Raw genomic sequence first — 24,544 nt, 5'->3', positions numbered from 1 at the left:
TAACTTTTGTATATAATTCTAAGAACTTAAAGGCCTTGCTACTTACAATGTAAGTATGCCACATCGGGCCAAATTTTGCAATACCATGGACGCTTTATGTCCCAATTTATTGCATGCCCAAAGAGGCGGCCGCGATGCCGACGTATTCCTTGATGGCCAGGCAGGAATCGAGGAGGTACGCCGATTGAGGCACGACACTGTAAGGCGACCAAATCATCTTGGCATTGATGCGATAGTCCGACGGATAGGGTATAAAGTCGATGCCTTCACGGCTAAAAAACCGGGCTGCCCGCGGCATATGGAAAGCACTGGTTACCAGAATGGGCTTCTTCCAGCCCTGCTGCCGGCAGATTTCTTTGGAGAAAGCCGCGTTTTCTGCCGTATTTCGACTTTTATCGTCCATAAAGATTCGATTGTCCGGAACGCCCAGCGACAGGAGCATCCGCTTTTCAATATGCGATTCATTGGCTTCGCCTTCAAGGACGGTTCCGCCGGACAACAAGATAGGGATGTTCTTGGCCTTTTCCAAGCGAAGGGCTGTCAAGAACCGGTTGGCCGCCGCACTTCCGACCTGACCGACGCCGTCGACATCGGGTACGCCGGCCCGGGAGCCGCCGCCGAGGACGATGATGACATCGCCGTCAAGGGATTCCAGGGACGGTTGGTCATAGGCCGTTTCTAAAGGACGGATGAGGCTGTCCGAAACGGGCTCGATGGACAACAGGTAGAACAGGGCCGTAATGATGAGCATAGCCCAGCGGCCGCCCTGCTTCTTTCGAAAGAGATAGGCCGTGAGAATCATAAAGGCCAGTACTATGCCGCCTAAGGGCAAAATCCAAGCGTACATCCATTTAATAAGATACAACATGTCAGTGACACCTTCTTACGACTCTGGTTCGAGTCTTTTCGATGAGAGGCACTATCAGAAAAAGTGAGATGCCCCGTCGTCGCTACTATTATATCATAAGACCCGTCGAAGAACAGTTGCAATTTGTAAAATGTATGTTATACTTATATTGAATCCCTGTATAGGATTCTGCATCCATGGGGATGTAAAGGTTTCGACGTGGATGGTTGTATCATGAATAGCGAGCCGGGGTTTCATCTGCCCGTAAATCGGTGAACCTTTTAAATTAAACGCAAAAGAAAACAATTTTGCTTTAGCTGCCTAAGGGCGGCTAACGTCTCTTGCTGCTAATCCTGCGGGCAGTTTGCAGACGTCACTTAGCGGGATACCACATGGTTTTGCCTGGTAGCCGTGTCGGGAAACTCACAGGCTGGAATCGTCTAGTTTGTCCTTGTACGAAAACGGTTTAAGATCCTAACAAGGTCTGCGCTCGGAGAAGTTCATGGGGCGGCATTTACGGACAGGAGTTCGACTCTCCTCATCTCCACCAGATTCAAAAGACTATCGTCAAGCGATAGTCTTTTTTTATTGAGAAATTATTTTGCGCCTTATATTTTTCATTTTTTCCTTGACAAACTTTCTTCATGAGTCTATGATAGGGTGCATAACTTAAACACGATATATTGACATTCGATGACGAGAAAGAGTACAGCTTTGCAAAAGCACACAGCGAGCCGGGTATGGTGAAAGCCGGCAGCCGGAGGAAGCGTGGAAAATCATCTCTGAGAATTGCAGTTGAAACCAGTAAACTGCACCGTCTGATCCACGTTACAGGAAATGCGTATGATAGTACGTTACAAAGCGCCTTGCGTTTTTTTGGCAAGGAATATCGGGTGGTACCGCGGATATAAAACTTCCGTCCCTTCATGGGGCGGGAGTTTTTTTATTTCATGTTTATCTTATGACAATCTAACTGATTACTAGGAGGAATGCATCATGGAAAACATCAATTTCGACAGTCTTAAACGGCGGAGAGATCTGCGCATTATTTTACCGGTCTTTCTCGTTTCGATTATTGCCTGCATCGACCGCGTCAACATTTCCTATGCCAAGCTGACCATGACTCAGACCCTGGGCTGGTTGTCGCCAGAAGTATACGGCTTTGGCGCCGGCATCTTCTTTGCCGGTTACCTGCTGCTGGAAATCCCCGGTTCCCTCTTTGCCGCTAAGTTTTCGGCGTCGAAATGGATTGCCCGCATCATGTTCACCTGGGGCGCCGTCAGCCTCTGCATGGCCTTCGTGTCGACGCAGTGGCAATTCTACCTCTGCCGCTTCCTCTTAGGAGCCTCCGAAGCCAGCCTCTATCCGGTCATCTATTCCCTCTTATTCCCCCGCTGGTTCACGGCAGCCGAACGGGCCCGGGCGACGTCGCTCATGCTGACGTCCCTCCTCCTTTCGACCATCGTCGGCGCTCCTATCGCCGGCGTCCTACTGGAACACTCTTTCTTCGGCCTCTTAGGCTGGCAGGAACTCTTCATCTTGGAATCGATTCCGGCCCTCATCTTCGCCTTCTATTTCTTACTGGCCGTCAAAGACCGTCCGGACCAAGTCCATTGGCTGACCGGCGCCGAAAAAGAATACTTGACCAACATGTATGAACAAGAACAACGGGCCATGCAGCACGTGAAAAAATATACCGTCCTTCAGGCCTTTACCGATGCCAAAGTCTTAAAGCTCTGCTTCATCTACTTCCTGTGGGTCGTCGGTTTCTGGGGCTTTTACTTCTGGATGCCGACGGTCCTGAAAAACCTCTCCGGCTGGTCGACGTCCCTCATCGGCGGGGCCATCGCCATCCCCATGGCAGCAGCCCTCGTCGTTCAGCTCATCATCGGCCATACGGCAACGGTTACCGGCGACAAGGTATGGCACGTCTTTGCCGCCCTCACGGTCGGCGCCGTCGGCCTCGGGCTCTCGCCCTTTGCCCACAACATGGGCGTCGCCCTGTTTCTCATCTGCTTGTCAGCCATCGGCATCCATGCATCCATGGGCGTATGGTGGACCATTCCGACGACCTTCCTCTCCGGTCCGGCCGCTGCCGGTTCCATTGCCCTCATCAATTCCTGCGGCAACCTGGGCGGCATGTTCGGGCCCAATATGATGGCCTGGGTCCAGGCCCAGACCGGGAGCTTCGCCATGGGCTACTACCTGATGGCCCTGTTCATGTTCAGCGCCGGCCTCTTAGTCCTGACCCTGAAATATAAGGTAAATGGCACGGTGAAAGAAAACGTACACCTCGACACCCGAACGAAGACAGCCCTTTACACCGGCACCGAACCTACCTTAAATCATTGAGATACAAAAAATCCCTCTGCTTCTCGAACACGAAAGGCAGAGGGATTTGCTATGTATGCAGTATGAAATTTTCACGATAAAAAATGAGGAATCAGGCCTTTGCCGCCAGCACCTTCAGTGCCGCTTCGGCAAAAAAGGCGTAGCCTTCGGCATTGGGATGAACGCCGTCGGCGTAGAGAGGTTTCCCGGATGCCTCTTCGCCATCCAGCAGAGCCTGATAAAAGTCGATGACCGTACAGTCCATGTTCGCACTATAGTCCAAGAGCCACTGGCGATAGCGGCGGAGGATCTCATTATGACGATGTACGGCACCGGCTTCCTGCCAGCCATAGTAGGCGCTTTCCGATTTGGTCAGTGGTGGAATGCCGATATAAACGGGCTCCTCCTGGGATTTTAACAGCGAAACCAGGCTTTCCATATTCCGGCAGACGGCGGAGAAATCCTTGTCGAGGAGGATATCGTTGGAGCCGCCCATGACGAAGAAGGCATCGTAGCCGATAAGGTCGAGCTGGTGCAGGCGAAAGACCATGCCGGCCGTCGTATCGCCGCACTGCCCCTTGTTATCAATCTCTATCGTACTTCGATTCGAAACCAAGGTCGTCCATCGTTCCTGAGGCCGCACATCGTAACCATAGGTCAGACTGTCACCTAAACAGAGGAGTTTCATGACTGGAGTCCTTTCTGGACAGCGGCAACGGCCGTTTCCGTCGAAAGCCAGGGCGCATCGAAGCGGCAGCCCGCTTTTTCAAGATCCATCTGGCAGGCGAACATCTTGGGAATGGCGCTGGCATAAATATCGTGGTCGTACATATAGCGCAGGGTCGTTTCGACGTCGGCGTCGCTGAGGATATGGCCGTGGTCGATGAGGACCAGTCGGTTGGCATAAGGCAGCGCCGCTTCCAGGGTGTGTTCGACGACGACGATGGTGTGACCGTAGGTGACGTTCAAATCGTGGATCAATTCGTAAAATTCGTGGGTCCCTTCGGGGTCCAAGGCCGACGTCGGTTCGTCAAAGACCAGGATGTCGGGATTGGTTGCCAAGACGTCGGCAATGACCAATCGCTGACGCTGGCCGCCGGAGAGTTTGGTCAAGGGGCGCTGGCGATAGGGCAGCATATGGACCTTTTCCAAAGCCGCCGTAACGGCCTGGTCGATCTTATCGGGAGCTACGCCCTGATTTTCCAGGCTGAAGGCGATTTCTTCTTCAACGGTCATGGCCACCAACTGGCTGTCGTAATCGTCGAGCATGGCACCGACCTGGGCGGCCAGCTTCGAAATCGTCGTCTGCGTCGTCGCCTGACCGTTTACGTAGACCATGCCTTTCATGACGCCGCCAAAATAATGGGGAATAGCACCGGTCATGGCCATGCACAGCGAACTCTTACCGCTGCCGCTTTCACCGGTAATGACCAGAAAATCGCCTTTTTGAACGGTCAAGTTGACATCGTCGAGGACGGGTGTCTTCTGTTTATTATAGATATAAGAAAGGTGTTCCATGGAGATGAGGCCTTCCTGCGTCGGCTTCAACTCATACATGCTGTGGTCCGAAGCCACTTCCTGTTCTTCGAGGGAATCGAGGATGCCCCGCGATACGAAGAGGCGCAGAGCCGGAAAATACATGAGCGGCGTGACGATGGCATTCAAGGCGCCGATGACGACGACTAAGGGCAGCATGGCCGTAAAATAGACGACGTTGGGAAGATCCATGACGAATTTCAAAATAGTGACGAAGGCGCCGCCGCTCATGCAGGTTGCCGCAAAGCCGGTCAGGACGGGCAGGCAGGAATGGCCCTTTAATTTGATGAAAGCCAGGTTCTTGACGATAAAGGCGCAGGTCAGGGCGCCGACAGGTTCACTGATGAGGTTGCCGTAAGGAAAGCCCGATTTCGACGTCAGGACATTGACTAAGGCTGCGACGAGACCGATGCCAAGAGCCTGTTTATAACTGGGTTTGGTCAAACAAATGGCGACGCAGTAGGTGGCAATCGTCCAGTTCGGCGTAACACCGCCGACGCTCGGCGATACGAGATGGAGAATCGTCCCGATGGCCAGCATCAGGGTCGTAATGGTAATCCAGCGGAACTGACCGCCCTGACGGTGATGAAATTCTAATTTAGAAATGTCTGCTACTTGTTTCATCGAGTTCCCCTCCTATACCATTCCCTGAAGCCGCAGGTAAACGATGCCGCAGCTCAAGGCTAACATGACAACGATGACGATGTAATCGCGCCCTTTCGGCTGAACGTTGCTCATAAAACTGTGTTCGTGACTGCCGAATCCGCGCAGTTCCAGGCTGAGGGCCATCGTTTCCGACCGGCCCAGGGATTTGAGCATCAGCGGCTGGACGACGCTCATATAATTGACGAGTTTCTTAAAAATATTGCCCTTCGTCGAGAGGCCCCGGCAGGCCTGGGCTTCCTGAACGGCCTGGCTTTCGGCGATGAAATCCGGTACGAAGCGCAGGGCCGCCGTAAACATGAAGGCGTATTCATAAGGAATCCTGATCTGCTTGACCAAGGCTGCCGTCAAATCCTGAAGGCGCGTCGTCGTCAGCAAGATGATGAAGATAATGGTCATGGCCAACATGCGAAGGCCCGTGACGTAAGCCGATTCCAGGGAACCGCCGCCGAGAAGCTGGACGACAGCCAGGAAGGCCGCGAAAATGACCAGACTGAAGACGGCCTTGATATTGCGCGACAAGCTGCCGCACATGCCTAAGAGGATGAGTTCAAGGACGACCAGACAGACTAACGGAAGGGTCGTGTGCATGACCAGTGCCCAGAAAGAAAAGGCAAAGGTACCGATTAATTTCGTAACGGGGACAAATTTTTTCATCATTTGTTTGTACCTCCAATTCTTTCCAGCATGGCTGCCGTAAACTCTTTCATCGATTTACAATAAGGAAAATCCGGTGCCGCCATGGACAAGGCGACGGCATCAGGCCGGCTCAGGCCTAAATCATATAAATCATCGCGCTTGGTAAACAGTTCTTCCGGCGTCCCGTCAAAGGCCTTGGTATGATTGCCGATGACGATGACCCGCTGACAGTATTCGGCAAAAATATCCATATCATGGCTGATGATGAGGATGGTCATGCCCTTTTGATGGAGCTCGCTCAAGAGTTCCATGAGCTGTTCCTTATCTTCGCTGTCCTGACCGCTCGTCGGTTCATCGAGGATGATGTACTGGGTATGCATGGCGATGGCCGAGGCGATGGCGACCCGCTGTTTTTCGCCGCGATTGAGATTGGGCGGATACGATTCGGCAAGGTCGGTCAGCTGCGTCGCTTTCAAAGCTTCGTCTACAGCCGCCTGTATCTGGGCTTCACTCATGCCCAGCTGCTTGGGGCCGTAAGCCACTTCTTCGCGGACCGTCGGCCGAAACATCTGCCGCTCCGGCCGCTGGAAAACGTAGCCGATAAAATGACTGCGAATCGAGGCATCGTCGTCATTGATGACCTTGCCATTATATAAAATCTCACCGGATACGGGCTTTTCGAGCCCCATGAGCAGGCGGGTCACCGTCGTCTTGCCGCAGCCGTTACGGCCGCCGAGACCGATGAACTCGCCTTCACCGATTTGCACATTGACACTTTCCAATACGGGAACACCGCTACCGTAATTGAAACTGACATCCTTCATTTCCAGCATCTTTCTCTCTCCTTTTGCTTGAAGACAACAAAAAAACCTTCCATCCCTACAAAGGGACGAAAGGTTCAGATTCTTCCGCGGTACCACCCAAATTGACTCAGTGAGTCCAGCTCTACATGTACGGCCTCATGGCGATACACGTCTCTTTGATAGCGGTGGAAATACACCGTCGCACCCTACTGGTCACCGTTCAGGCCGCATCTCCCGAATCCATTCTACCCGCCGGTCTGCGCCGAACTTTCACTGCCATCGGCTCGCTGTAGCTGCCACAATCGGATATACTCGTTTCGTTCATCGACAACATTTATAATTTGCTTTAGATTATATACTGACAGCCGTCCCTTGTCAAGATGGGAATATGGCAAGGCCCCTCTTCGGTTTAAAAGATAACTTTTTTGCACAACATCATTTTAAATCGACAAGATTCTTGCGTATTTTCGTATTGACAAATTGCCCATTCATGGTAAACTATTACACAAGACAATTGAACGACATTTATCCAGAGTGGCGGAGGGACTGGCCCTATGAAGCCCGGCAACCGATAACACGGTGCTAATTCCTGCGGAATGTATTCCGAGAGATAAAGAATCAAGGACAAGCCTCTTTCTCTTTCGGGAAGAGGCTTTTTTTCATGGATAATGGCGAAGCAAAAAGGTCTGACTATCATATTAACAGGAGGCATACTCATGAAAAATTTCAAAAAACTTTCCGTTCTCGCTGCTGCGGCCCTGATGGCCGTCGCATTCTTAGCCGCCGGCTGCGGCAGTGATTCCCAGACGACGGCTTCGTCCGACAAAAATGTCACCGTCACCGTCGGCGCTACGCCCGTTCCGCACGCTGAAATCCTCAACGAAATCAAACCGCTCTTAGCCAAAGAAGGGGTCGATCTCAAAGTCGTCGAATTTACGGATTACGTCAAACCGAACCTGGCGTTAAACGACAAAGAACTGGATGCCAACTTCTTCCAGCACACGCCGTACCTCGATAAATTCAACAGCGAACACGGCACGAAATTAAAAGCCATCGCCAAGATCCACGTCGAACCGATGGGCATTTACTCCCGCAAAATCAAAGATCTGAAAGACCTCGCTGACGGCGCCAAAGTCGCCATCCCCAACGACCCGACCAACGGCGGCCGCGCCCTCCTCATTCTCCAGAGTGCCGGTCTCATCACCCTTAAAGACGGCGGCAACATCACGTCTACCGTTCAGGATGTCGTAAAGAACGATAAAAATCTCCAGTTCGTCGAACTCGAAGCGGCTCAGATTCCCCGTTCCATCGACGACGTCGACATCGCCCTCATCAACACCAACTTCGCTATGGAAGCCGGCCTCAATCCGTTGAAAGACGCCCTCTTCCTGGAACCGAAGGATTCGCCGTATGCTAACGTCCTCGTCGTTCGTGACGGCGACGAAAACCGTCCGGAAATCCAGAAGCTCGTCAAAGCGCTCCAGTCTCCGGAAGTCAAGAAATTCATCGAAGATAAGTACCAAGGCGCTATCTTACCGAGTTTCTAATAGACAGGACCGAAAATCTTCAATATAATAAAAGATAAGAAAAGAGGCTGCCTCTATGGGGGCAGCCTTTATCTTCTTACGATCTGAGGGGGACATTGATGTATGCACACTAACGAGCTTTTTACCAAAAAGACAGTCTTTTCATTCGAAGTTTTCCCGCCAAAACGAGATACTCCCATCGAAAGCGTATATCCCACACTGGATGAACTGAGCAAGATCCGACCGGACTTCATCAGCGTAACCTGCGGTGCCGGCGGCCAGGGCAGCAACCGCACGACAGAAGTTGCAACCTATATAAAGAACCTGGGCTGCGAAACCGTGGCCCACATGCCCTGCATCTACCTTACGGAAGAAGAAGCCCTCGAAACCTTAGAAGAGCTGAAAGCACGGGGAATCGAAAACATCCTGGCCCTTCGCGGCGACGAAACGCCGGGAAGAGAACGGTCCCATCGCTTTGAACATGCCAGCGACCTCATCGCCTTCATTAAGGAAAAAGAGCCGGAATTCAACATCACTGGCGCCTGCTATCCCGAAGGCCATGCCGAAGCCAAGACCGTCGTTGCCGACATCCGAAACCTCAAGACCAAGGTCGATGCCGGTGCCAGCGAACTGATTTCCCAGATGTTTTTCGACAATACCGTATTTTACCGCTTCCGCGAACGCTGTGAAATCGCCGGCATCAAGGTGCCCATCGAAGCGGGCATCATGCCGGTTACCAACAAGCGCCAAATCGAAAACATGATCGCCATGTGCGGCGCCACCCTGCCCATCAAATTCCAGCGGGCCATTGCCAAATACGGCGACAAACCCGACGCCATGTACGACATCGGCATCACCTATGCCATCGACCAGATTGCCGACCTTCTGGCCAACGGCGTCGACGGCATCCACGTCTACACCATGAACAATCCGGACATTGCCAAACGAATTTCCGAAGCAGTCAAAAACCTGCTGTAAGACGAGCAACCAAAAACACGATTTCTTCCTTCACGGAAGAAATCGTGTTTTTTTCGTTTACAAGCTTATTCTTTTAGGACGTAGCCGTAGGCATGGATGCGGCCATCGTCCTCTTTTTCCAAATAGACGCCTTGGATTTCCGAGGCAAATCCGGGAAGTTCGTTAAGGCCTTCTTCAAGGGCCTTGAAATACTGAACAGCCGTCTTCGACCAGCGTTCGCCCGGTACGACGCAGAGGACGCCCGGCGGATACGGCAGGGCGCCTTCCAAGGCGATGCGGCCCTCGATATTGTCGAGAGCAACCAATTCGCCTTGGCCGCGGACGAAGGAGTGATGAGCTTCTTGGGGGCTCATGACGTATTCCGGGAAGTATTCCTTGCGGAACAGTTTTTTCTGTAAATCTTTGACGTGATGGGATTTATAAAAATCGTGCATTTCCTGGCAAAGTCGGCGTATCGTATAGCCGGCATAGCGGTCCGGATGGGCGTTGTAGACACCGAGGAGGACTTCCTGCATGGGAACGTCGTGATCGACGAAGCGTTCAAAGCGGACCAACTGGGAGACGAGGAGGCGCATCTTATTCTTATTTTCTGCCGGCGTCAGGAGGAACAGAATGGAATTTAAATCGCACTTTTCAGGAATGACGCCGTTCCCTCTCAGGTACGTCGCCAAGATATTGGCATGGATCCCGAAATCTTCATATTCTCCCGATTCGGCATCGATGCCGGGCGTCGTCAACAGGAGCTTGCAGGGGTCGACGCGATACTGACCGTCTCCGTAGCCTTCAAAGGCGTGCCACTTGGCACCGGGCTCAAAGGTAAAGTAAGCCAAATCATGAGCTATGTCATCGGTATCCCCTTCCTGCCAAAGCTTTCCGTGAACGACAGGCGCTACGAAGGGGCGGATATAATGGCAGCGGCGCAGGATATCTTTTCGGGCGTCGATACCCAATTTTACGCAGTCCAGCCACATCTTGCGGCCGGCAGCACCGGCGTGGATCTTGGCATTGACGGCAATGGTGGCAAACATGGGATAAAAAGGACTTGTCGAAGCATTGGCCATGAAGGAATTGTTAAATACCTTGTGGTTGCAGTAGCGCTTCTGATCATGGATGTGATTGTCCTTCTTATGGATCTGCGAAGCCTGGGAAAACCCGGCCTGCTGTTTATGGACCGACTGGACGACGAGGATGCCCGGATCGTCGTCCTGTAAATCGAGGAGGAGAGGCGAGCAGTCCTTGAGCATGGGAATAAACTGTTCATAGCCAGCCCAGGCCGAATCAAAGAGGATGTAGTCGCAGAGATGGCCGATGCGGTCGACGACGTAACGGGCATTGTATAACGTGCCGTCATAGGTGTCGAGCTGGATGACGGCCAGTCGGAAAGGCCGTTTTGCCTTAGCCTTTTCAGGATTTCGTTCGGCAGCTAACTCACGCAGATAGCCTTCACCGAAGCAGTGGGCGTCGATGCCGCCGATGAAGCCATAGGGATTGCGGGCCGTTTCCAAATAGACCGGTTCAGCGCCGGCCTGGATGAGGGCGCCGATGGCGACGGACTTATGGTTGTTGCGGTCGTAGAGGACCAAATCGCCTGGGGCCAATAAGGCGTTGGCCACGACCTTGTTGGCCGACGACGAGCCGTTGAGGACGAAATAGGTCTTATCGGCATGGAATACTTCGGCGGCAAAGTCCTGGGCTTCGAGGGCCGGCCCTTCATGGATGAGGAGGTCCCCTAAGGTGACGTCGGCATTACAAATATCGGACTGGAAAATGTGGGGTCCGTAGAAATCATAGAGGTATCGTCCGGCCGGATGCTTTTTGAAAAATAAGCCGTCTTGGTGGCCCGGGCAGTCAAAAGGCGTATTCTTTTCATTGACGTAGTCGACGAGGTCGGCAAAAAAGGGCGGCAGCACCGTCTGTTCATAGCGGCCGGCCAAGCGTTCGGCAGCGGCAATGCAACGGCTCTTATTGACCATTTCTTCCGTCAAGACGACGTCGACCTTGTCGATATACGCTTCCGGCAGTTTCTCACCGCCGGGCATGATGACCATGATGGGGATGCCGAATCCTGTCTCGGTAATGGTGTCAATATAAGAAAAATCCTGATCCGACAGGACGGCTACGGCGACATCGGTAAAGTCCGTTTCTTCAATGGGCACGATGTCCCGGTCGCTGTCGACAAAGTAATACTGTACGTCAAAACTGTAAGCTATTTTTAAATGTTTCATGTATGGCCTTCCTTATTGGCTTCAAAAACTACCCAATTGCTGGTATAGCCATATTGTACGAAATTCACCGGCCAATAGCAAGAAAGGAGGCTCCGTATACAGAAAGAGACCCGGCGCATCTACGCCGGGCCTTGTTTCTAGCTCTGAGATTTTATAAAAATATTTTATTTGCAGGAAGGTACGATAAGTTTCCCCTCTCCCTTATTTATCGATGACCTTCTTCACAATAGCAATGGCTTCTTTCAAGTCATCCCAGGAGATGTTGAGGGGCGGCAGGAGCCGGAGCAGGCCATTGGCCGTCAGGACCAGGACGCCTTTTGCGACGCAGCCTTCGACAACGTCACTCAGATCTTTGTCTTTCAGGGCAACGCCGATCATGAGGCCCATGCCCGATACGTGGTCGACGTGCTGGCACGGTTCCAATTCTTCTTTAATATACTGGCCCTTCTTTTGGACTTCTTCCATGAGTTCCGGCGTCAGTCGGTCGATGATGGAAATGGCGCCGGCTGTGCAGATTGGGTTGCCGCCAAAGGTCGAGCCATGAGTGTGGTCGGTCAGGGTATGTTCCGTCGAAGAAGCAAACAGGGTGACGCCTAAGGGCAGGCCGCCGCCGATGGCTTTAGCCGTCGAGACGATATCCGGTTCGATACCGTAGCCCATATAGGCATAGAGGTATCCCGTACGGCCGTTGCCGGTCTGGACTTCATCGACGACGATCAGGATGTCGTGAGCCTTGGCGTAAGCTTCCACCTGTTTGACAAAATCCTTATCGAGGGGATGGACGCCGCCTTCGCCTTGTACCATTTCCATCATGATGGCGCAGACCTTATTCGTTTCGCATAAGTGTTTGACGTCGTCAAAATTATCGGCTTCGGCGTAAACGAAACCGTCGACGAAGGGACCAAAGTCCTGATGGAGAGAGTCCTGGCCGCAGGCCGTCAGGGTCGCTAAGGTCCGGCCATGGAAACTATTTTTCAAGGTGATGATCGTATGGCGGCCGTCGCCATATTTATCGTGAGAATATTTCCGGGCCGTCTTAATGGCACATTCATTGGCTTCGGCACCGGAATTCGAGAAGAACACCTTCTTCATCCCCGTCTTTTGGCACAATTTTTCGGCCAAGACGGTCTGCGGTTCCGTGTAAAAGACGTTCGAAATGTGGCTCAATTTATGGAGCTGCGTTTCGACGGCCTGAATCCATTCGTCGTCACAGACGCCAAAGATATTGACGGCAATGCCGGCACTGAGGTCGATATACTTTTTCCCCTCTACGTCGTATAAGGTGGCTCCCTTGCCGTGGTCTAGGACGGCACCGATCCGATTGTAGACGTTGACGATATATTGTTTATCCAGAGTTTTATAATCTTCTGCCATGTTCTGTATCTCCTTTTTGCCCTAATCCGGGTCGACAATCCAGTGTACCAAAAGAACAGCCTTACTTCCCTAACGAATAGTGGCCGACGAACATCGTTCCCAAGCCTTCTTCGGTCAGCATTTCAATGAGAATGGCGTGAGGTACGGTGCCGTTGATGATAAACACCCGCTTGACACCGGCTTTGATGGCATCGGTACAGCACTGTACTTTGGGAATCATGCCGCCGGCAATGATGCCGTCCTGCTCTAACTGACGAGACTGTTCAAGGGTAATTTCCGTCAACAGTGAATCGGGATCGGACGGATCTTTTAATACGCCGTCGATATTGGTCATGGACAGCATACATTCGGCATTTAGGGCGCCGGCAATCTGAGCCGCAGCCGTATCGGCATTGATATTGTAAGCCTGGCCATTGGTATCGGTCCCGATCGTCGAGATGACCGGGATATAACCTTTATCGAGGTTATCCTGAATGATGGATACGTCGACGTCGGTAATGCGTCCGACATAGCCCAGTTCGTCGCTCTGTTTGCGGACCTTGATCATCTGGTCGTCGATGCCGCAGAGGCCGATGGCCTTGCCGCCGATGGAGCCGATGAGATTAACCAGATCCTTATTGACCTGGCCGGCCAGGACCATTTGGACGACCTTCATCGTCGCTTCGTCGGTCACCCGCAGGCCATTGATAAACTTCGATTCGATGCCCAATTGATCCAGCGCCGATTTAATATGCGGACCGCCGCCGTGGACCAGGACGACTTTGACGCCGATGAGGTTCAATAAGACGATATCGCCCATGACCGACCGCTTCAAGTCTTCATTGATCATGGCATTGCCGCCGTATTTGACGACGACGATTTTTCCGTTGTATTTTTTGATGTATGGCAGGGCATTCATCAAAATCTGCGCCTTTTGGGCATTGGTCACGGCTTTTACATCCTCTGAAACGAGATCACTTCTTTTGAACATATATTGTCTTCCCCCTAGTTAACTGCACGCTTTCAAAGCATGTTGAAAGCCTAATTTTACCAGTAATGCTTCGATTCCTTCGGAAAAGTCATCCTGGCCGACCGGCTGACTGCCGGCTCCCCCATTGGCCATGACGATGAAGGTAAAATTCTCCGTATCCATATCAGCCTTGACCTGAGCCAGTGCCGTTTCAATCATAGCGCCGTCGGCTTCGGCGTCGGTCATGATGACGCATAAGCCGTCGCTGTCCGCCGTCCCGTCAGCGGCAATGCCGCTTAAGGCCCCGCCGTTATCTGCCAGAAGAACGGTCTGGGCCGACACGTCACCGCCATTGTCGATAACGGCTTCGACAGGCTGACTATCCGTATCGAGGCCGGCCGTCAGATTTTTCAGACTATGGATCAAGAGGGATGGCCGGAAATACTGGCCCTTGGCACCGCTGGCGACGAGGGCTACCGAAGCCGGAGCTTCTTCGATACAGGTACCGACGGCCTGACAGACTTCCTCTGAAATTTCGCGCCCCCTCAGGCCTTCTGGAAGCGCCATTCCATTGTGCAGTACCAGGACCTTTCCGGACCGGGCCGTCATCCCCTGCTGCGTATCGGTTACGATGGAGCAGTCTCGTCGGCTTACGATCATGGCGACATCTAATTTCACACGGCTGCTGCATAATCCGCTGTACGTACCGGCAGCCTGAAATCCTTGCGGTACGCCAAAGTTATCATAAACCTGACTCATACTGACTCCACCTTTCTAATGTTTTAACTGTAATCCTGTCGTTGCATCGATGCCCATCATGAGGTTCATGTTCTGAATGGCCGCACCGGAAGCGCCCTTTCCCAGGTTATCGAATAAAGACGTGACCATGATGCGCTGGTCATTGCCGGTCACGACGATTTCCATGTCATCGTAGTCGCTCATGTCATTGGCACTGATGAAACCGCCCTTGTCGACCCCAAAGTCGAGGACGTGGATGAAGGGGCAGCCTTCATAATGCTCGGCTAAGATATTCCACACGTCTTTTGCCGTAACCTTTTTAGTCAACAGCTGGCTGAAGAAAGGAATCATCACTTCCATGCCGCTGTAATAGTCATCGACGATGGGCGTAAAGACCGGTTCCTGTGCCAAATGACAGATGGAAACGACTTCTTTTAAATGCTTATGCTGCTGGCTCAGGCCGTATTGACGCGGTGCCAAAAGGTCAGCGCTCTTATGGCCTTCATATTGGGCGATCATCTTCTTACCGCCGCCGCTGTACCCGGTCAGGGAAAAGGCCGTCACCGGATAATCGGCCGGGACCAATCCCGCTGCCGTCAAGGGCTGCAAAATCGAAATGGCGCCGCTGGCATGGCAGCCGGGATTGCCGACGAAATCGCTGTGGGCGATGGCTTTTTCCTGCGCCTTCGACAATTCAGGGAAGCCGTAGGTCCAGCCCGGTGCTACCCGCCGGCCCGTCGACGTATCGATGAGTCGGACGTTGCAGCCTTCTGCCAATTTGACGGCTTCAGCAGCCGCATCGTCGGGAAGGCAAAGGAAGGCGATGTCGGCGGCTTTGAGGCAGGCGCGGATGGCATCGGGGTCCTTGCGGTGTTCGTCAGCGATGGGAATCAATTCGATATCCTGACGCTGGCTCAGGCGTTCATGAATCCGAAGGCCTGTCGTCCCCTCATGTCCATCTATAAATACTTTCGTCTTCACAATGCATCACTCCCAGAAACACAATTTATACCTCTAAATAGCTTATACCTTGATGTTTTATTGAATTTTAATTCATTATAGTTGAATTAAAATGTTTTGTCAATAAAATATGCATTGTTTTTACATAATTATCATTATACCTTTTCGTCAAAACTTATCATTCCTGAAAAGACAAGGACGCTTCCGGCCCACTAGCATTAAGATAAACCGTGATACCGTACGGAATAAAGGCCTTATTAGACGTATGGCCAACGGGAAGGCCCTTGATGGCCGGTACCTGAGCCAAGTGAGCATAATAATCCAATACCTCATCCGTCGTAAAGTCACCTTCGTCGTGAGAAGAAGCCGTAAAATCGCCATAAACAATGGCAGAAACCCGCGATAAGAGGCCGCTCTGCCAGAGCTGATTCATCATGCGGTCGATACGGTACGAGCTTTCTCCCGTATCTTCGAGCACCAAAATACACCCTGTGCCGTCGAGAGCATAGGGTGTACCGACGAGAGAGGCAATGAGGGTCAAGTTACCACCTACGATGGGGCCTTTTGCCGTCCCGGAAACGATCGTTTTCAATTTGCGTCCAGCCGGCAAGGCCAAGTTACCGTGCCAGTCAGACCGGGTCAGACCGTTAAAAAATTGATTGGCTGTATAATCATTCGCATCCCCTAAAGTAACCATCAACGGGCCGTTGGCCGTAACCAGATGGCTCTTTTCCCACAAGGCCACCTGAAGGGCCGTAATATCGCTAAAGCCGACGACCCATTTGGGATGGGCTGCGATATAGTCATAATCGAGTTTATCGAGGATGCGTGCCGAGCCGTAACCGCCATTAAGGCAGACCATGGCCTTTACGTCATCGTCATGGAATAAGGCGTTCACATCATTGGCCCGCGCCTCATCGGTTCCGGAAAAGAAGCCGTAGGACCCGGACGTCGTCGGCATGACTTTTACCCGGTAACCGGCCTGCTTCAGACGTGCCACCGCCTTTGAAATATCCTGCCCCTCGTCATGCGTTGCCGGTGCCGCGATGCCGATGTAGTCACCGGTTTTCAGCGGCGCCGGAACATGAACGGCCGCATCCGTTACGACTCCCCCTTGTAATAGCGTTCCATCCCCTGAACATAGCCGTAGTCATCGTTTAAATACTGACCCGTCTTCTGGCGGTAACAGAGGTTGACCGTGACGAAGTCGGCAATATCCTTATGCTTCAGTTCTTTCTTCCGCATGGGGATTTCCAGCCAGGTATTGGTCGAGTCATTGTATATCCAGGCCTGTCCGCGGAAAATCTTATAGGTCAGGGTATACGTCCCTTCGATGCGTCCCGAATCTTCCGGCGAGCGGAAGACATTGACCTTAAAGATCCAGCCCTGGCCGTTATCTTTAATGGTTTCTAAGGAACTGAGGTCGACGTACATTTCGTAGCCCATGCCGAAGTTGATGGGCCGGTAATTACTGTTGGCTGCCAAGGGACTGTTGAAGAAGGCCTGGGCGCCAAAGATGCTGCCAAAGGTCAAGGCGGCGCCAAAGGTCACCGCAAGTAAGCTGTGCTTTAATTTCATGATCATCATCCTTTCTGTAATTATGTTTATTATAGCATAATTTCTCCTTACAAAACCCGATCCCACCTTGCCGGTCCATATCAAAACTGCGGGCATAAAAAGAAGCCTCCCACGATTGTGAGAGACTTCTGTATTAGCAGACCGATTCAAGGCCTGTAACCTTATTCCATATCGTAATCCTGAAGGGCTGCGACGTGATGATAGCCGTCGTTCTTGCCCTTATTGGCAAAGACGCGCAGGACTTCGCGAGCCGTGTCCAGAGAGGTCAGGCAGGGAACGGCTAATTCAACAGCCATGCGGCGGAGATTAAAGCCGTCACGTTCCGGATGTTTGCCATAGGTCAGGGTATTGAGGACCAAGTCGATTTTACCGTTGCGGATCATGGTGGCGATGTTCTGACCGCCTTCATGGATCTTGCGGACGATGTCGACGGGCATGCCGTGATCGTTGAAGTAGGAGCCGGTGCCTTCGGTGGCGATGATGTGGTAGCCCAGTTCCTTAAAGCCTTCGGCCAGATGGAGGGCTTCGGCTTTATCGCGGTCGGCGACGGTAACCAAGATCGTACCGCCGGCAGGGATCTTCATCTTAGCGCCGTTGACGGCCTTATACAGGGCTTCCGAGTAGGAATGGCCGATACCCATGACTTCGCCGGTCGATTTCATTTCCGGGCCGAGGGCGATTTCAGCGAGGCCAATCTTGCTGAAGGAGAAGACCGGAGCCTTAGCGGCAACGTGTTTCTTCGCCGGCATGAGGCCGCTGTGAATCCCCATATCCTTCAAGGTTTCGCCGAGGGCGATGCGGGTTGCGATTTCGACGATCGGGAAGTGCGTTACTTTACTGAGGAAAGGAACGGTACGGCTCGAACGCGGATTGACTTCGATGATGTACAATTTGCCGCGAGATACGACGAACTGGATGTTGACCGAGCCTTTGACCTGGAGTTCCAGGGAGATGCGGGTCGTATAGTCGACGATCTGAGCGATCATGTCATCGTCGAGGTGCTGCGGCGGGTAGACGGCAATGGAGTCACCGGAATGGACGCCGGCCCGTTCTACCTGTTCCATGATGCCCGGGATGTAGACGTCGGTTCCGTCGGCGACGGCGTCGACTTCGACTTCACGGCCTACCATGTATTCGTCGATGAGGATCGGATGATCCGGCGAAGCGATGACGGCTTCACGGAGATAGCGTTCCAATTCTTTTTCATTGTAAACGATTTCCATAGCTCGGCCGCCGAGGACGTACGACGGGCGGACGATGAGCGGGAATTCCAATTCGGACGCGACCTTCATGGCTTCTTTATCGCTGGTAGCAATGCGGCCGTCGGGACGAGGAATGTTCAATTTGGCCAGGACTTCATCGAAACGTTCCCGGTCTTCTGCCCGGTCCATGCCGTCGACCGAAGTGCCGAGGACGGTGACGCCGCGCTTAGCCAAGGGAGCCGCCAGGTTGATGGCCGTCTGACCGCCGAACTGGCAGATGACGCCGACGGGCTTTTCCTTTTCGACGACAGCCATGACGTCTTCGACCATGAGCGGTTCAAAGTACAGGCTGTCCGACGTATCGAAGTCGGTGCTGACCGTTTCCGGGTTGTTGTTGATGATGATGCTGTTCATGCCGGCCTTGCGCAGGGCCCAGGCAGAATGGACGGAGCAGTAGTCAAATTCGATTCCCTGGCCGATGCGGATCGGACCGGACCCGAGGACGATGACGCTCTTCTTGCCGAGCGGTTTGACTTCGTCTTCCGTCGCATAGCAGGAATAGTAGTACGGCGTAGCCGCTTCAAATTCAGCCGCGCAGGTATCGACCATCTTGAAGGTCGGCATAATGCCGTGGTCGACGCGGAACTGACGGACTTCTTCTTCCGTCTTTTTGGTAAATTCGGCGATGACGGCGTCGGGCATGCTGTAGCGTTTGGCCAAGCGAACGTTATCGATGGTCAGATTGTTGCGCTGCAGGTCGAATTCGACGTCGATGATGTTTTTGATTTTATGGAGGAACCACAGGTCGTAACCGGTGATGTAGTGAATCTTTTCTTCGCTGATGCCGAGGCGCAGGGCCTGAGCGACGACGAACAGTCGTTCATCATCCTGCTTCTGCAGGAGTTCGACGATATCGATGAGGGACTTGCTTTCAAGCTTCTTCATGGAAATGTAGTTGACACCGATTTCCAGGGAGCGAACGGCTTTGAGCAGGGCCCCTTCAAAGCAGCGGTCGAGGGACATGACTTCGCCCGTCGCCTTCATCTGGGTGCCCAGGGATTTATCGGCCAAGGCGAATTTTTCGAAAGGCCAGCGCGGAAACTTGACGACGCAGTAGTCGAGGGTCGGTTCGAAGCAGGCCGTCGTCTTGCCCGTAACGGCATTAGTAATCTGGTCCAACGTAAGACCGGTGGCCACTTTGGCGGCAACTTTGGCGATGGGATAGCCCGTCGCTTTCGAAGCCAGGGCCGACGAACGGCTGACACGAGGATTGACTTCGATGACGTAGTACTGGTTGCTGTTCGGGTCGAGGGCATACTGGACGTTGCAGCCGCCTTCGATTTTCAAGCGGCGGATGATATCGAGGGATGCCGTGCGCAGCATCTGATACTGCAGGTCATTCAGGGTCTGGCTGGGAGCGACGACGATGGAGTCGCCCGTATGGATGCCGACGGGGTCGACGTTTTCCATGTTGCAGACGATGATGCAGTTATCGGCCTTATCGCGCATGACTTCGTATTCGATTTCTTTCCAGCCGGCAACAGAGCGTTCGACGAGGATCTGATTGATCGGGCTGAGCTTGATACCGCGGGTAGCGATCATGAACAGTTCATCTTCGTCGTGGGCGATGCCGCCGCCGGTACCGCCGAGGGTAAAGGCCGGACGGACGATGATCGGGTAGCCGATTTTATCGGCAAATTCAATGGCCGAGGGAACGTCTTCAAAGATATCACTTTCCGGTACCGGCTGGTTGATATCGTTCATGGCCTTTTTGAATAATTCACGGTCTTCCGCTTCTTCGATAGCCGACAGGCGCGTACCGAGGAGCTGGACATTGTATTTTTCGAGAACGCCGGCATTGGCCAACTGGACAGCCATGTTGAGGCCGACCTGACCGCCGAGGGTGGCCAAGAGGCCGTCGGGCCGTTCTTTTTCGATGACTTCCGTAACGTAGTCGAGGGAAATCGGTTCGACATAGACGCGGTCGGCAATGTCTTCGTCGGTCATGATCGTCGCCGGGTTGCTGTTGATGAGGACGACTTCCAATCCTTCTTCTTTCAAGGCCCGGCAGGCCTGGGTACCGGCATAGTCAAATTCGGCGGCCTGCCCGATGATAATAGGGCCGGAACCGATAACGAGTACTTTCTTCAATCCTTCTACCATGTTATTTTTCCTCCATCATCTTGACGAATTGTGTAAACAGATACAGATTGTCCGTCGGTCCCGGCGAGGCTTCCGGATGGTACTGGACGCACATGATATTGCGGGACGGAACTTCAAAACCTTCAAGGGTGTTGTCATGGAGGTTGCGGTGGGTAATGACGACTTCATCCTTCGGAAGGGAATCTTCATCGATGATGTAGCCGTGGTTCTGAGACGTGATGTAGACGCGGCCCGTGCGGATATCTTTGACCGGATGGTTGGAACCGCGGTGGCCGAAGGTCAATTTACGGCTCTTGCCGCCAAGGGCCAGGCCGATGAGCTGCAGGCCCAGGCAGATGCCGAAAATCGGTTTCTTGCCCATGAGCTGTTTAACGTTATCGATGATATCGGGAATATCTTTAGGGTCGCCAGGGCCGTTGCTGAGGAAGATGCCGTCGGGATTGATGGCCAGTACGTCTTCGGCCTTGGTCGTTGCCGGGAAGATTGTCAGGCGGCAGTCGTTATTGACCAATTCACGAAGGATATTGCCCTTGGCGCCGTAATCCATGACGGCTACATGGTAGCGGCCGTCGCCCATGTGCTTGATGTCCCGCGTCGAAACTTTTTTTACGAGCTGCGTTTCAAGGGGCGTATCAAAGAGTTCTTTAATAGCGCTTTCTTCCATCGTTTCCGGTACGATAACGCCTTTCATGACCCCCTGGCTGCGGATAGCCCGGGTAATGGCACGGGTATCGACGCCGTAGAGGCAGGGGATGTGGTGTGTCATAATAAAGGTAGACAGCTGACCTTCATTCTGCCAGTTGCTCGGTTCTTCGCAGAGTTCGCTGACGATGAAGCCGGCAGCATAAGGGCGGTCAGCCTGTTCGATTTCATGGAACAAACCGTAATTGCCGATAATCGGATAGGTCAGGGTAATGATCTGACCGGCATAGGACGGGTCCGTAAAGGTTTCCTGATAGCCTGTCATGCCTGTATTGAAGACAACTTCGCCGACGGCCGGTTCGTCCATCAGCATATTGCCGTAAAATTTCTGTCCGTTCTCTAATATGAGGACACCTTTCATTATAAAACCTCCCCGTTTTTCATCACAAATTTACCATTGACGATGGTCGCTGCCGCCTTCCCTTTGAAGATCATTTCATCAAAAGGAGTCGACTTTCCCTTGGAATAGAATTTCGAGGAATCGACGGTCCATTCTTTATCGAGATCAAGGAACGTTAAATCGGCATCTTTCCCCGGTGCAATGACGCCGGCATCCAGATTGAGGATCTTGGCCTGAGCCGTCGACATGACATTGACCAGGCTCATGAGGTCGATGATGCCCGTATGATACAAATGGGTCAGCATAGCGCCGACACTCGTTTCAAGGCCGACGAAGCCGCTGGGTGCCAAATTGAATTCCTGGTCTTTTTCTTCCCATTCATGGGGTGCATGGTCGGTAACGACAGCATCGATGGTGCCGTCTTTAAGCCCTTCGACGCAGGCATCGCGGTGGATGTCCGAGCGGATCGGCGGATTCATTTTGTAGCGCGTTTCAAAGGTGCGCAGGGCTTCATCGGTAAAGATGAGGTGCTGCGGCGTAACTTCTGCCGTAACCTGGACGCCGCGCTTTTTAGCCTGGCGGACGAGGTCGACGGCGTTCTTGGTGCTGATGTGGGCGATGTGGACCGGTGTTCCCGTCGCTTCTGCCAAGAAGATGTCGCGGGCAACGGCGATGTCTTCGGCAACGGCCGGACGGCCTTTCATGCCCAATTCATTCGATACGACGCCTTCGTGCATATTCCCGCCTTCGATGAGGTTGTCATCTTCGCAGTGGTCGATGATGATCTTGTGGAACATGCTGGCATATTCCATGGCTTTACGCATGAAGTCGGAATTTTCGACGTAGTGGCCGTCATCGGAAAAAGCGACGACTCCTTCTTTGGCCATCGCGCCCATGGCCGACAATTCCTGGCCCTGCTGGCCTTTAGAAATGGCGCCGATAATTTCTACCTTAACCTTCGCTTCGTGTTCGATCTTATACTTCAAGCCGTCGACGACAATGGCCGAATCGATGACCGGTTTGGTGTTAGGCATGGTGGCTACGCGGGTAATGCCGCCGGCAGCCGCTGCCTGAGTTCCCGTTTCGATCGTTTCCTTGCCCGACTGGCCGGGTTGACGGAGATGGACGTGCATATCGATGAAGCCCGGTGCTACGACGAGACCGGAAGCGTCAAAAACTTCTTCTGCCTTGTCTGCCGTGAGATTGGCACCGACTTCTTTAATTTTTCCATTTTCAATGAGGATATCGCAAATTTCATCCTGCTGCATAGCCGGATTGATAACTCTGCCGCCTTTAACGAGTAATGTCAACGTCATCGCCTCCCATAATTGTCAGATATAATACGGCCATGCGGACGGATACGCCGTTCATGACCTGTTCCTGAATCGAAGAATGTTCGCTGTAGCAAACGTCGGAATCAATTTCGATGCCGCGGTTCATCGGGCCCGGATGAAGGACGAGGACGTCGTCTTTAGCCCATTTGAGGCGGTCTTTCTTGATTCCAAACAGCGAGTTATATTCGCCGGCGCTGGGGAAGAATCCGATGCCCTGCCGTTCCTTCTGAATGCGCAGGACGTTGATGACGTCGGCATCCTTGAGAGCTTCCTTCAGGTCATAGTGGACGGTGACGCCCATGGCTTCCAGTTCCGGCTGGAGCAGCGTCCGCGGGCCGACGAGGTGGACGTCGGCGCCCATCGTCTTGAGGCCGTAAATATTGGAACGGGCAACGCGGCCGTGGTCGATATCGCCGACGATGACGACCTTCAATCCTTCGATGCGGCCCTTCACTTCCTGGATGGTGAACATGTCGAGGAGGCCCTGCGTCGGATGTTCGTGAGCTCCGTCACCGGCGTTGATAATGATCGGGTCGACACAGCGCTGGGCAAAGTACGGCGAACCTTCCTGTTTCTGACGCATGACGATGGCATCGACACCCATGGCCGTCACCGTTAAGAGCGTGTCGCGGAAGCTTTCCCCTTTTTGAATGGAACTTCCTCGGGGCGTGAAATTGATGACGTCGGCACCGAGATACTTGGCAGCCATTTCAAAAGAACCGCGGGTACGGGTACTCGGTTCCCAAAACATGTTGACCACCGACTTGCCTTTGAGCAAAGACAGTTTCTTGTTGTCGCTCTTGACGACAGCCTTCATTTTCTTGGCCACCTTCAAGATCAACTCAATTTCTTCCCTCGGCACTCCTTGGAGTCCCAACAGGCTCTTGCCCTGTATATTAACCATCGAATCCTCCTTGAAAAAAAAGACCTCTGCCGAAAGGCAAAGGTCATATTCTAAGCATGGCAAAATATGTCCCTTTGTAGCCTCTCCGGACTATATTAAAGGTACAAGCTAGAAGTATAAGAATCACACAGCCTCACAGGACTGTCGTATATTCTCTATCTATTTTATCGGCCATGGCCTATAAAGTCAAGAAATTTTTTAGGGTCTTCCCTAAAGCCGGATTATTTTTAAGCCTGGTCCGCCGGCGTAATCATTACCTCCTGCGGGGAAACGGACACGTTATTGTACAAGGCTTCAAAAAGCTGAGCCGGTACGTACATCGTGCCGTTAACATTGACCGGGCCCGTGCCATATTGGAAGATGCGGTTCAAATTGATTTTCTTAATCGTCCCGATGCGTTCATACCAGTCTTCACCGGGTTTGATGATGATATAGGCAATGTTCATTTCGACGCGGACGCTCTGGTCCGTCGGGTCCCAATTTACCGTATACCCTAACTGTTCAGCGACTTTACGCAGTGGAATCATGACCACATCGCCTTTCTGCAGCACCGCTCCGTCAGCCGGATCCATGACCTTGCCGGCAACCATGAGTTTACACTGCTGGATGGCCGTCAATCCCGGCACCGATACATAGGGCCCCATGATTGGCCCTTCATTATACGCAAAAGCAGGACTAACCGCCAAGGCCGCCATAAACAGGGCCGCCATCATACACTTTTTCATAAGGGACTCCCCCTCCCATCAAACATA

At 52.8% G+C, this 24,544-nt stretch carries 20 protein-coding genes, 1 other RNA gene, 1 riboswitch and 1 other annotated feature; of the genes, 4 read left to right on the top strand and 17 right to left on the bottom strand.

Annotated features, from left to right (window positions below; all coding sequences use genetic code 11):
* Positions 1 to 106: 106 nt before the first annotated feature.
* Positions 107 to 868, bottom strand: coding sequence for a YdcF family protein (locus HMPREF3201_RS00705; protein ID WP_062411258.1), 762 nt, complete (start codon positions 866 to 868; stop codon positions 107 to 109).
* A gap of 178 nt (positions 869 to 1,046) precedes the next feature.
* Between HMPREF3201_RS00705 and ssrA the strand changes: the two genes are divergently transcribed.
* Positions 1,047 to 1,397, top strand: a transfer-messenger RNA (tmRNA) gene (ssrA, locus tag HMPREF3201_RS00700).
* Between the two features lie 134 nt (positions 1,398 to 1,531).
* Positions 1,532 to 1,774 (top strand) — a binding site (T-box leader).
* A gap of 69 nt (positions 1,775 to 1,843) precedes the next feature.
* Positions 1,844 to 3,199 carry an MFS transporter gene (locus HMPREF3201_RS00695; protein WP_062411257.1) on the top strand — a complete coding sequence of 452 codons (1,356 nt, stop codon included), beginning with the start codon at positions 1,844 to 1,846 and terminating at the stop codon, positions 3,197 to 3,199.
* A 91-nt stretch (positions 3,200 to 3,290) separates the two neighbouring features.
* Here the strand turns inward: HMPREF3201_RS00695 and HMPREF3201_RS00690 are convergent, their stop codons facing one another.
* From HMPREF3201_RS00690 to HMPREF3201_RS00675, 4 genes are read right to left on the bottom strand one after another with little or no spacing between them, the layout of a single operon-like run.
* A complete protein-coding gene (locus HMPREF3201_RS00690) occupies positions 3,291 to 3,866 on the bottom strand; it encodes a GDSL-type esterase/lipase family protein (RefSeq protein ID WP_062411256.1) in 576 nt (191 codons plus the stop codon).
* Complete coding sequence (locus HMPREF3201_RS00685) at positions 3,863 to 5,338, bottom strand: tryptophan transporter (protein ID WP_062411255.1); 1,476 nt, start codon at positions 5,336 to 5,338, stop codon at positions 3,863 to 3,865. Before HMPREF3201_RS00685 ends, HMPREF3201_RS00690 begins: the two co-directional genes overlap by 4 nt.
* Before the next feature lie 12 nt (positions 5,339 to 5,350).
* The gene (locus HMPREF3201_RS00680; protein ID WP_062411283.1) at positions 5,351 to 6,034 is read right to left on the bottom strand and encodes an energy-coupling factor transporter transmembrane component T family protein; all 684 of its coding nucleotides are present in this window, start codon (positions 6,032 to 6,034) and stop codon (positions 5,351 to 5,353) included.
* Positions 6,034 to 6,849, bottom strand: a complete 816-nt coding sequence (locus HMPREF3201_RS00675; RefSeq protein ID WP_062411254.1) for an energy-coupling factor ABC transporter ATP-binding protein — start codon at positions 6,847 to 6,849, stop codon at positions 6,034 to 6,036. Before HMPREF3201_RS00675 ends, HMPREF3201_RS00680 begins: the two co-directional genes overlap by 1 nt.
* Positions 6,850 to 7,341: 492 nt before the next feature.
* Positions 7,342 to 7,436, top strand: a riboswitch (SAM riboswitch).
* Between the two features lie 99 nt (positions 7,437 to 7,535).
* Between HMPREF3201_RS00675 and HMPREF3201_RS00670 the strand changes: the two genes are divergently transcribed.
* Entirely contained in the window at positions 7,536 to 8,366 is an 831-nt protein-coding gene (locus HMPREF3201_RS00670; RefSeq protein WP_062411253.1) for a MetQ/NlpA family ABC transporter substrate-binding protein, read from the top strand.
* 102 nt (positions 8,367 to 8,468) lie between these two features.
* Positions 8,469 to 9,323, top strand: coding sequence for a methylenetetrahydrofolate reductase [NAD(P)H] (metF, locus tag HMPREF3201_RS00665; protein ID WP_062411252.1), 855 nt, complete (start codon positions 8,469 to 8,471; stop codon positions 9,321 to 9,323).
* Between the two features lie 65 nt (positions 9,324 to 9,388).
* Here metF and speC read toward each other — a convergent pair whose 3' ends face one another.
* The 12 genes from speC to HMPREF3201_RS00605 form a co-directional block, all read right to left on the bottom strand.
* Complete coding sequence (speC, locus tag HMPREF3201_RS00660) at positions 9,389 to 11,548, bottom strand: ornithine decarboxylase (protein ID WP_062411251.1); 2,160 nt, start codon at positions 11,546 to 11,548, stop codon at positions 9,389 to 9,391.
* Positions 11,549 to 11,749: 201 nt separating this feature from the next.
* On the bottom strand, positions 11,750 to 12,922 hold the full coding sequence (locus tag HMPREF3201_RS00655) for an acetylornithine/succinylornithine family transaminase (RefSeq protein WP_062411250.1): 1,173 nt from the start codon (positions 12,920 to 12,922) through the stop codon (positions 11,750 to 11,752).
* A 61-nt stretch (positions 12,923 to 12,983) separates the two neighbouring features.
* Positions 12,984 to 13,892: an acetylglutamate kinase gene (gene argB, locus HMPREF3201_RS00650; protein WP_062411249.1), complete on the bottom strand. Its 909-nt coding sequence runs from the start codon at positions 13,890 to 13,892 to the stop codon at positions 12,984 to 12,986.
* 18 nt (positions 13,893 to 13,910) lie between these two features.
* Positions 13,911 to 14,630 carry a hypothetical protein gene (locus tag HMPREF3201_RS00645; protein WP_062411248.1) on the bottom strand — a complete coding sequence of 240 codons (720 nt, stop codon included), beginning with the start codon at positions 14,628 to 14,630 and terminating at the stop codon, positions 13,911 to 13,913.
* 15 nt (positions 14,631 to 14,645) lie between these two features.
* Positions 14,646 to 15,590, bottom strand: coding sequence for an N-acetyl-gamma-glutamyl-phosphate reductase (gene argC, locus HMPREF3201_RS00640; protein ID WP_062411247.1), 945 nt, complete (start codon positions 15,588 to 15,590; stop codon positions 14,646 to 14,648).
* A gap of 157 nt (positions 15,591 to 15,747) precedes the next feature.
* Positions 15,748 to 16,617 carry a S66 peptidase family protein gene (locus HMPREF3201_RS00635; protein WP_082709358.1) on the bottom strand — a complete coding sequence of 290 codons (870 nt, stop codon included), beginning with the start codon at positions 16,615 to 16,617 and terminating at the stop codon, positions 15,748 to 15,750.
* Positions 16,618 to 16,670: 53 nt separating this feature from the next.
* On the bottom strand, positions 16,671 to 17,147 hold the full coding sequence (locus HMPREF3201_RS00630) for a hypothetical protein (RefSeq protein ID WP_227163179.1): 477 nt from the start codon (positions 17,145 to 17,147) through the stop codon (positions 16,671 to 16,673).
* A 161-nt stretch (positions 17,148 to 17,308) separates the two neighbouring features.
* Complete coding sequence (gene carB, locus HMPREF3201_RS00625) at positions 17,309 to 20,512, bottom strand: carbamoyl-phosphate synthase large subunit (protein WP_062411246.1); 3,204 nt, start codon at positions 20,510 to 20,512, stop codon at positions 17,309 to 17,311.
* Position 20,513: 1 nt separating this feature from the next.
* On the bottom strand, positions 20,514 to 21,575 hold the full coding sequence (locus HMPREF3201_RS00620) for a carbamoyl phosphate synthase small subunit (RefSeq protein WP_062411245.1): 1,062 nt from the start codon (positions 21,573 to 21,575) through the stop codon (positions 20,514 to 20,516).
* Positions 21,575 to 22,864 carry a dihydroorotase gene (locus HMPREF3201_RS00615; protein WP_062411244.1) on the bottom strand — a complete coding sequence of 430 codons (1,290 nt, stop codon included), beginning with the start codon at positions 22,862 to 22,864 and terminating at the stop codon, positions 21,575 to 21,577. Before HMPREF3201_RS00615 ends, HMPREF3201_RS00620 begins: the two co-directional genes overlap by 1 nt.
* Positions 22,848 to 23,792 carry an aspartate carbamoyltransferase catalytic subunit gene (locus HMPREF3201_RS00610; protein WP_062411243.1) on the bottom strand — a complete coding sequence of 315 codons (945 nt, stop codon included), beginning with the start codon at positions 23,790 to 23,792 and terminating at the stop codon, positions 22,848 to 22,850. The genes HMPREF3201_RS00615 and HMPREF3201_RS00610 overlap by 17 nt, the downstream gene beginning before the upstream one ends.
* 227 nt (positions 23,793 to 24,019) lie before the next feature.
* On the bottom strand, positions 24,020 to 24,517 hold the full coding sequence (locus tag HMPREF3201_RS00605; protein WP_062411242.1) for a copper amine oxidase N-terminal domain-containing protein: 498 nt from the start codon (positions 24,515 to 24,517) through the stop codon (positions 24,020 to 24,022).
* Positions 24,518 to 24,544: the final 27 nt, after the last annotated feature.

The organism is Megasphaera sp. MJR8396C (genome assembly GCF_001546855.1).
In the GTDB taxonomy this organism is placed as follows: Bacteria; Bacillota; Negativicutes; order Veillonellales; family Megasphaeraceae; genus Megasphaera.
The sequence above is the reverse complement of the archived record's forward strand: the minus strand, read 5'-3'. Positions and strand labels throughout refer to the sequence as shown.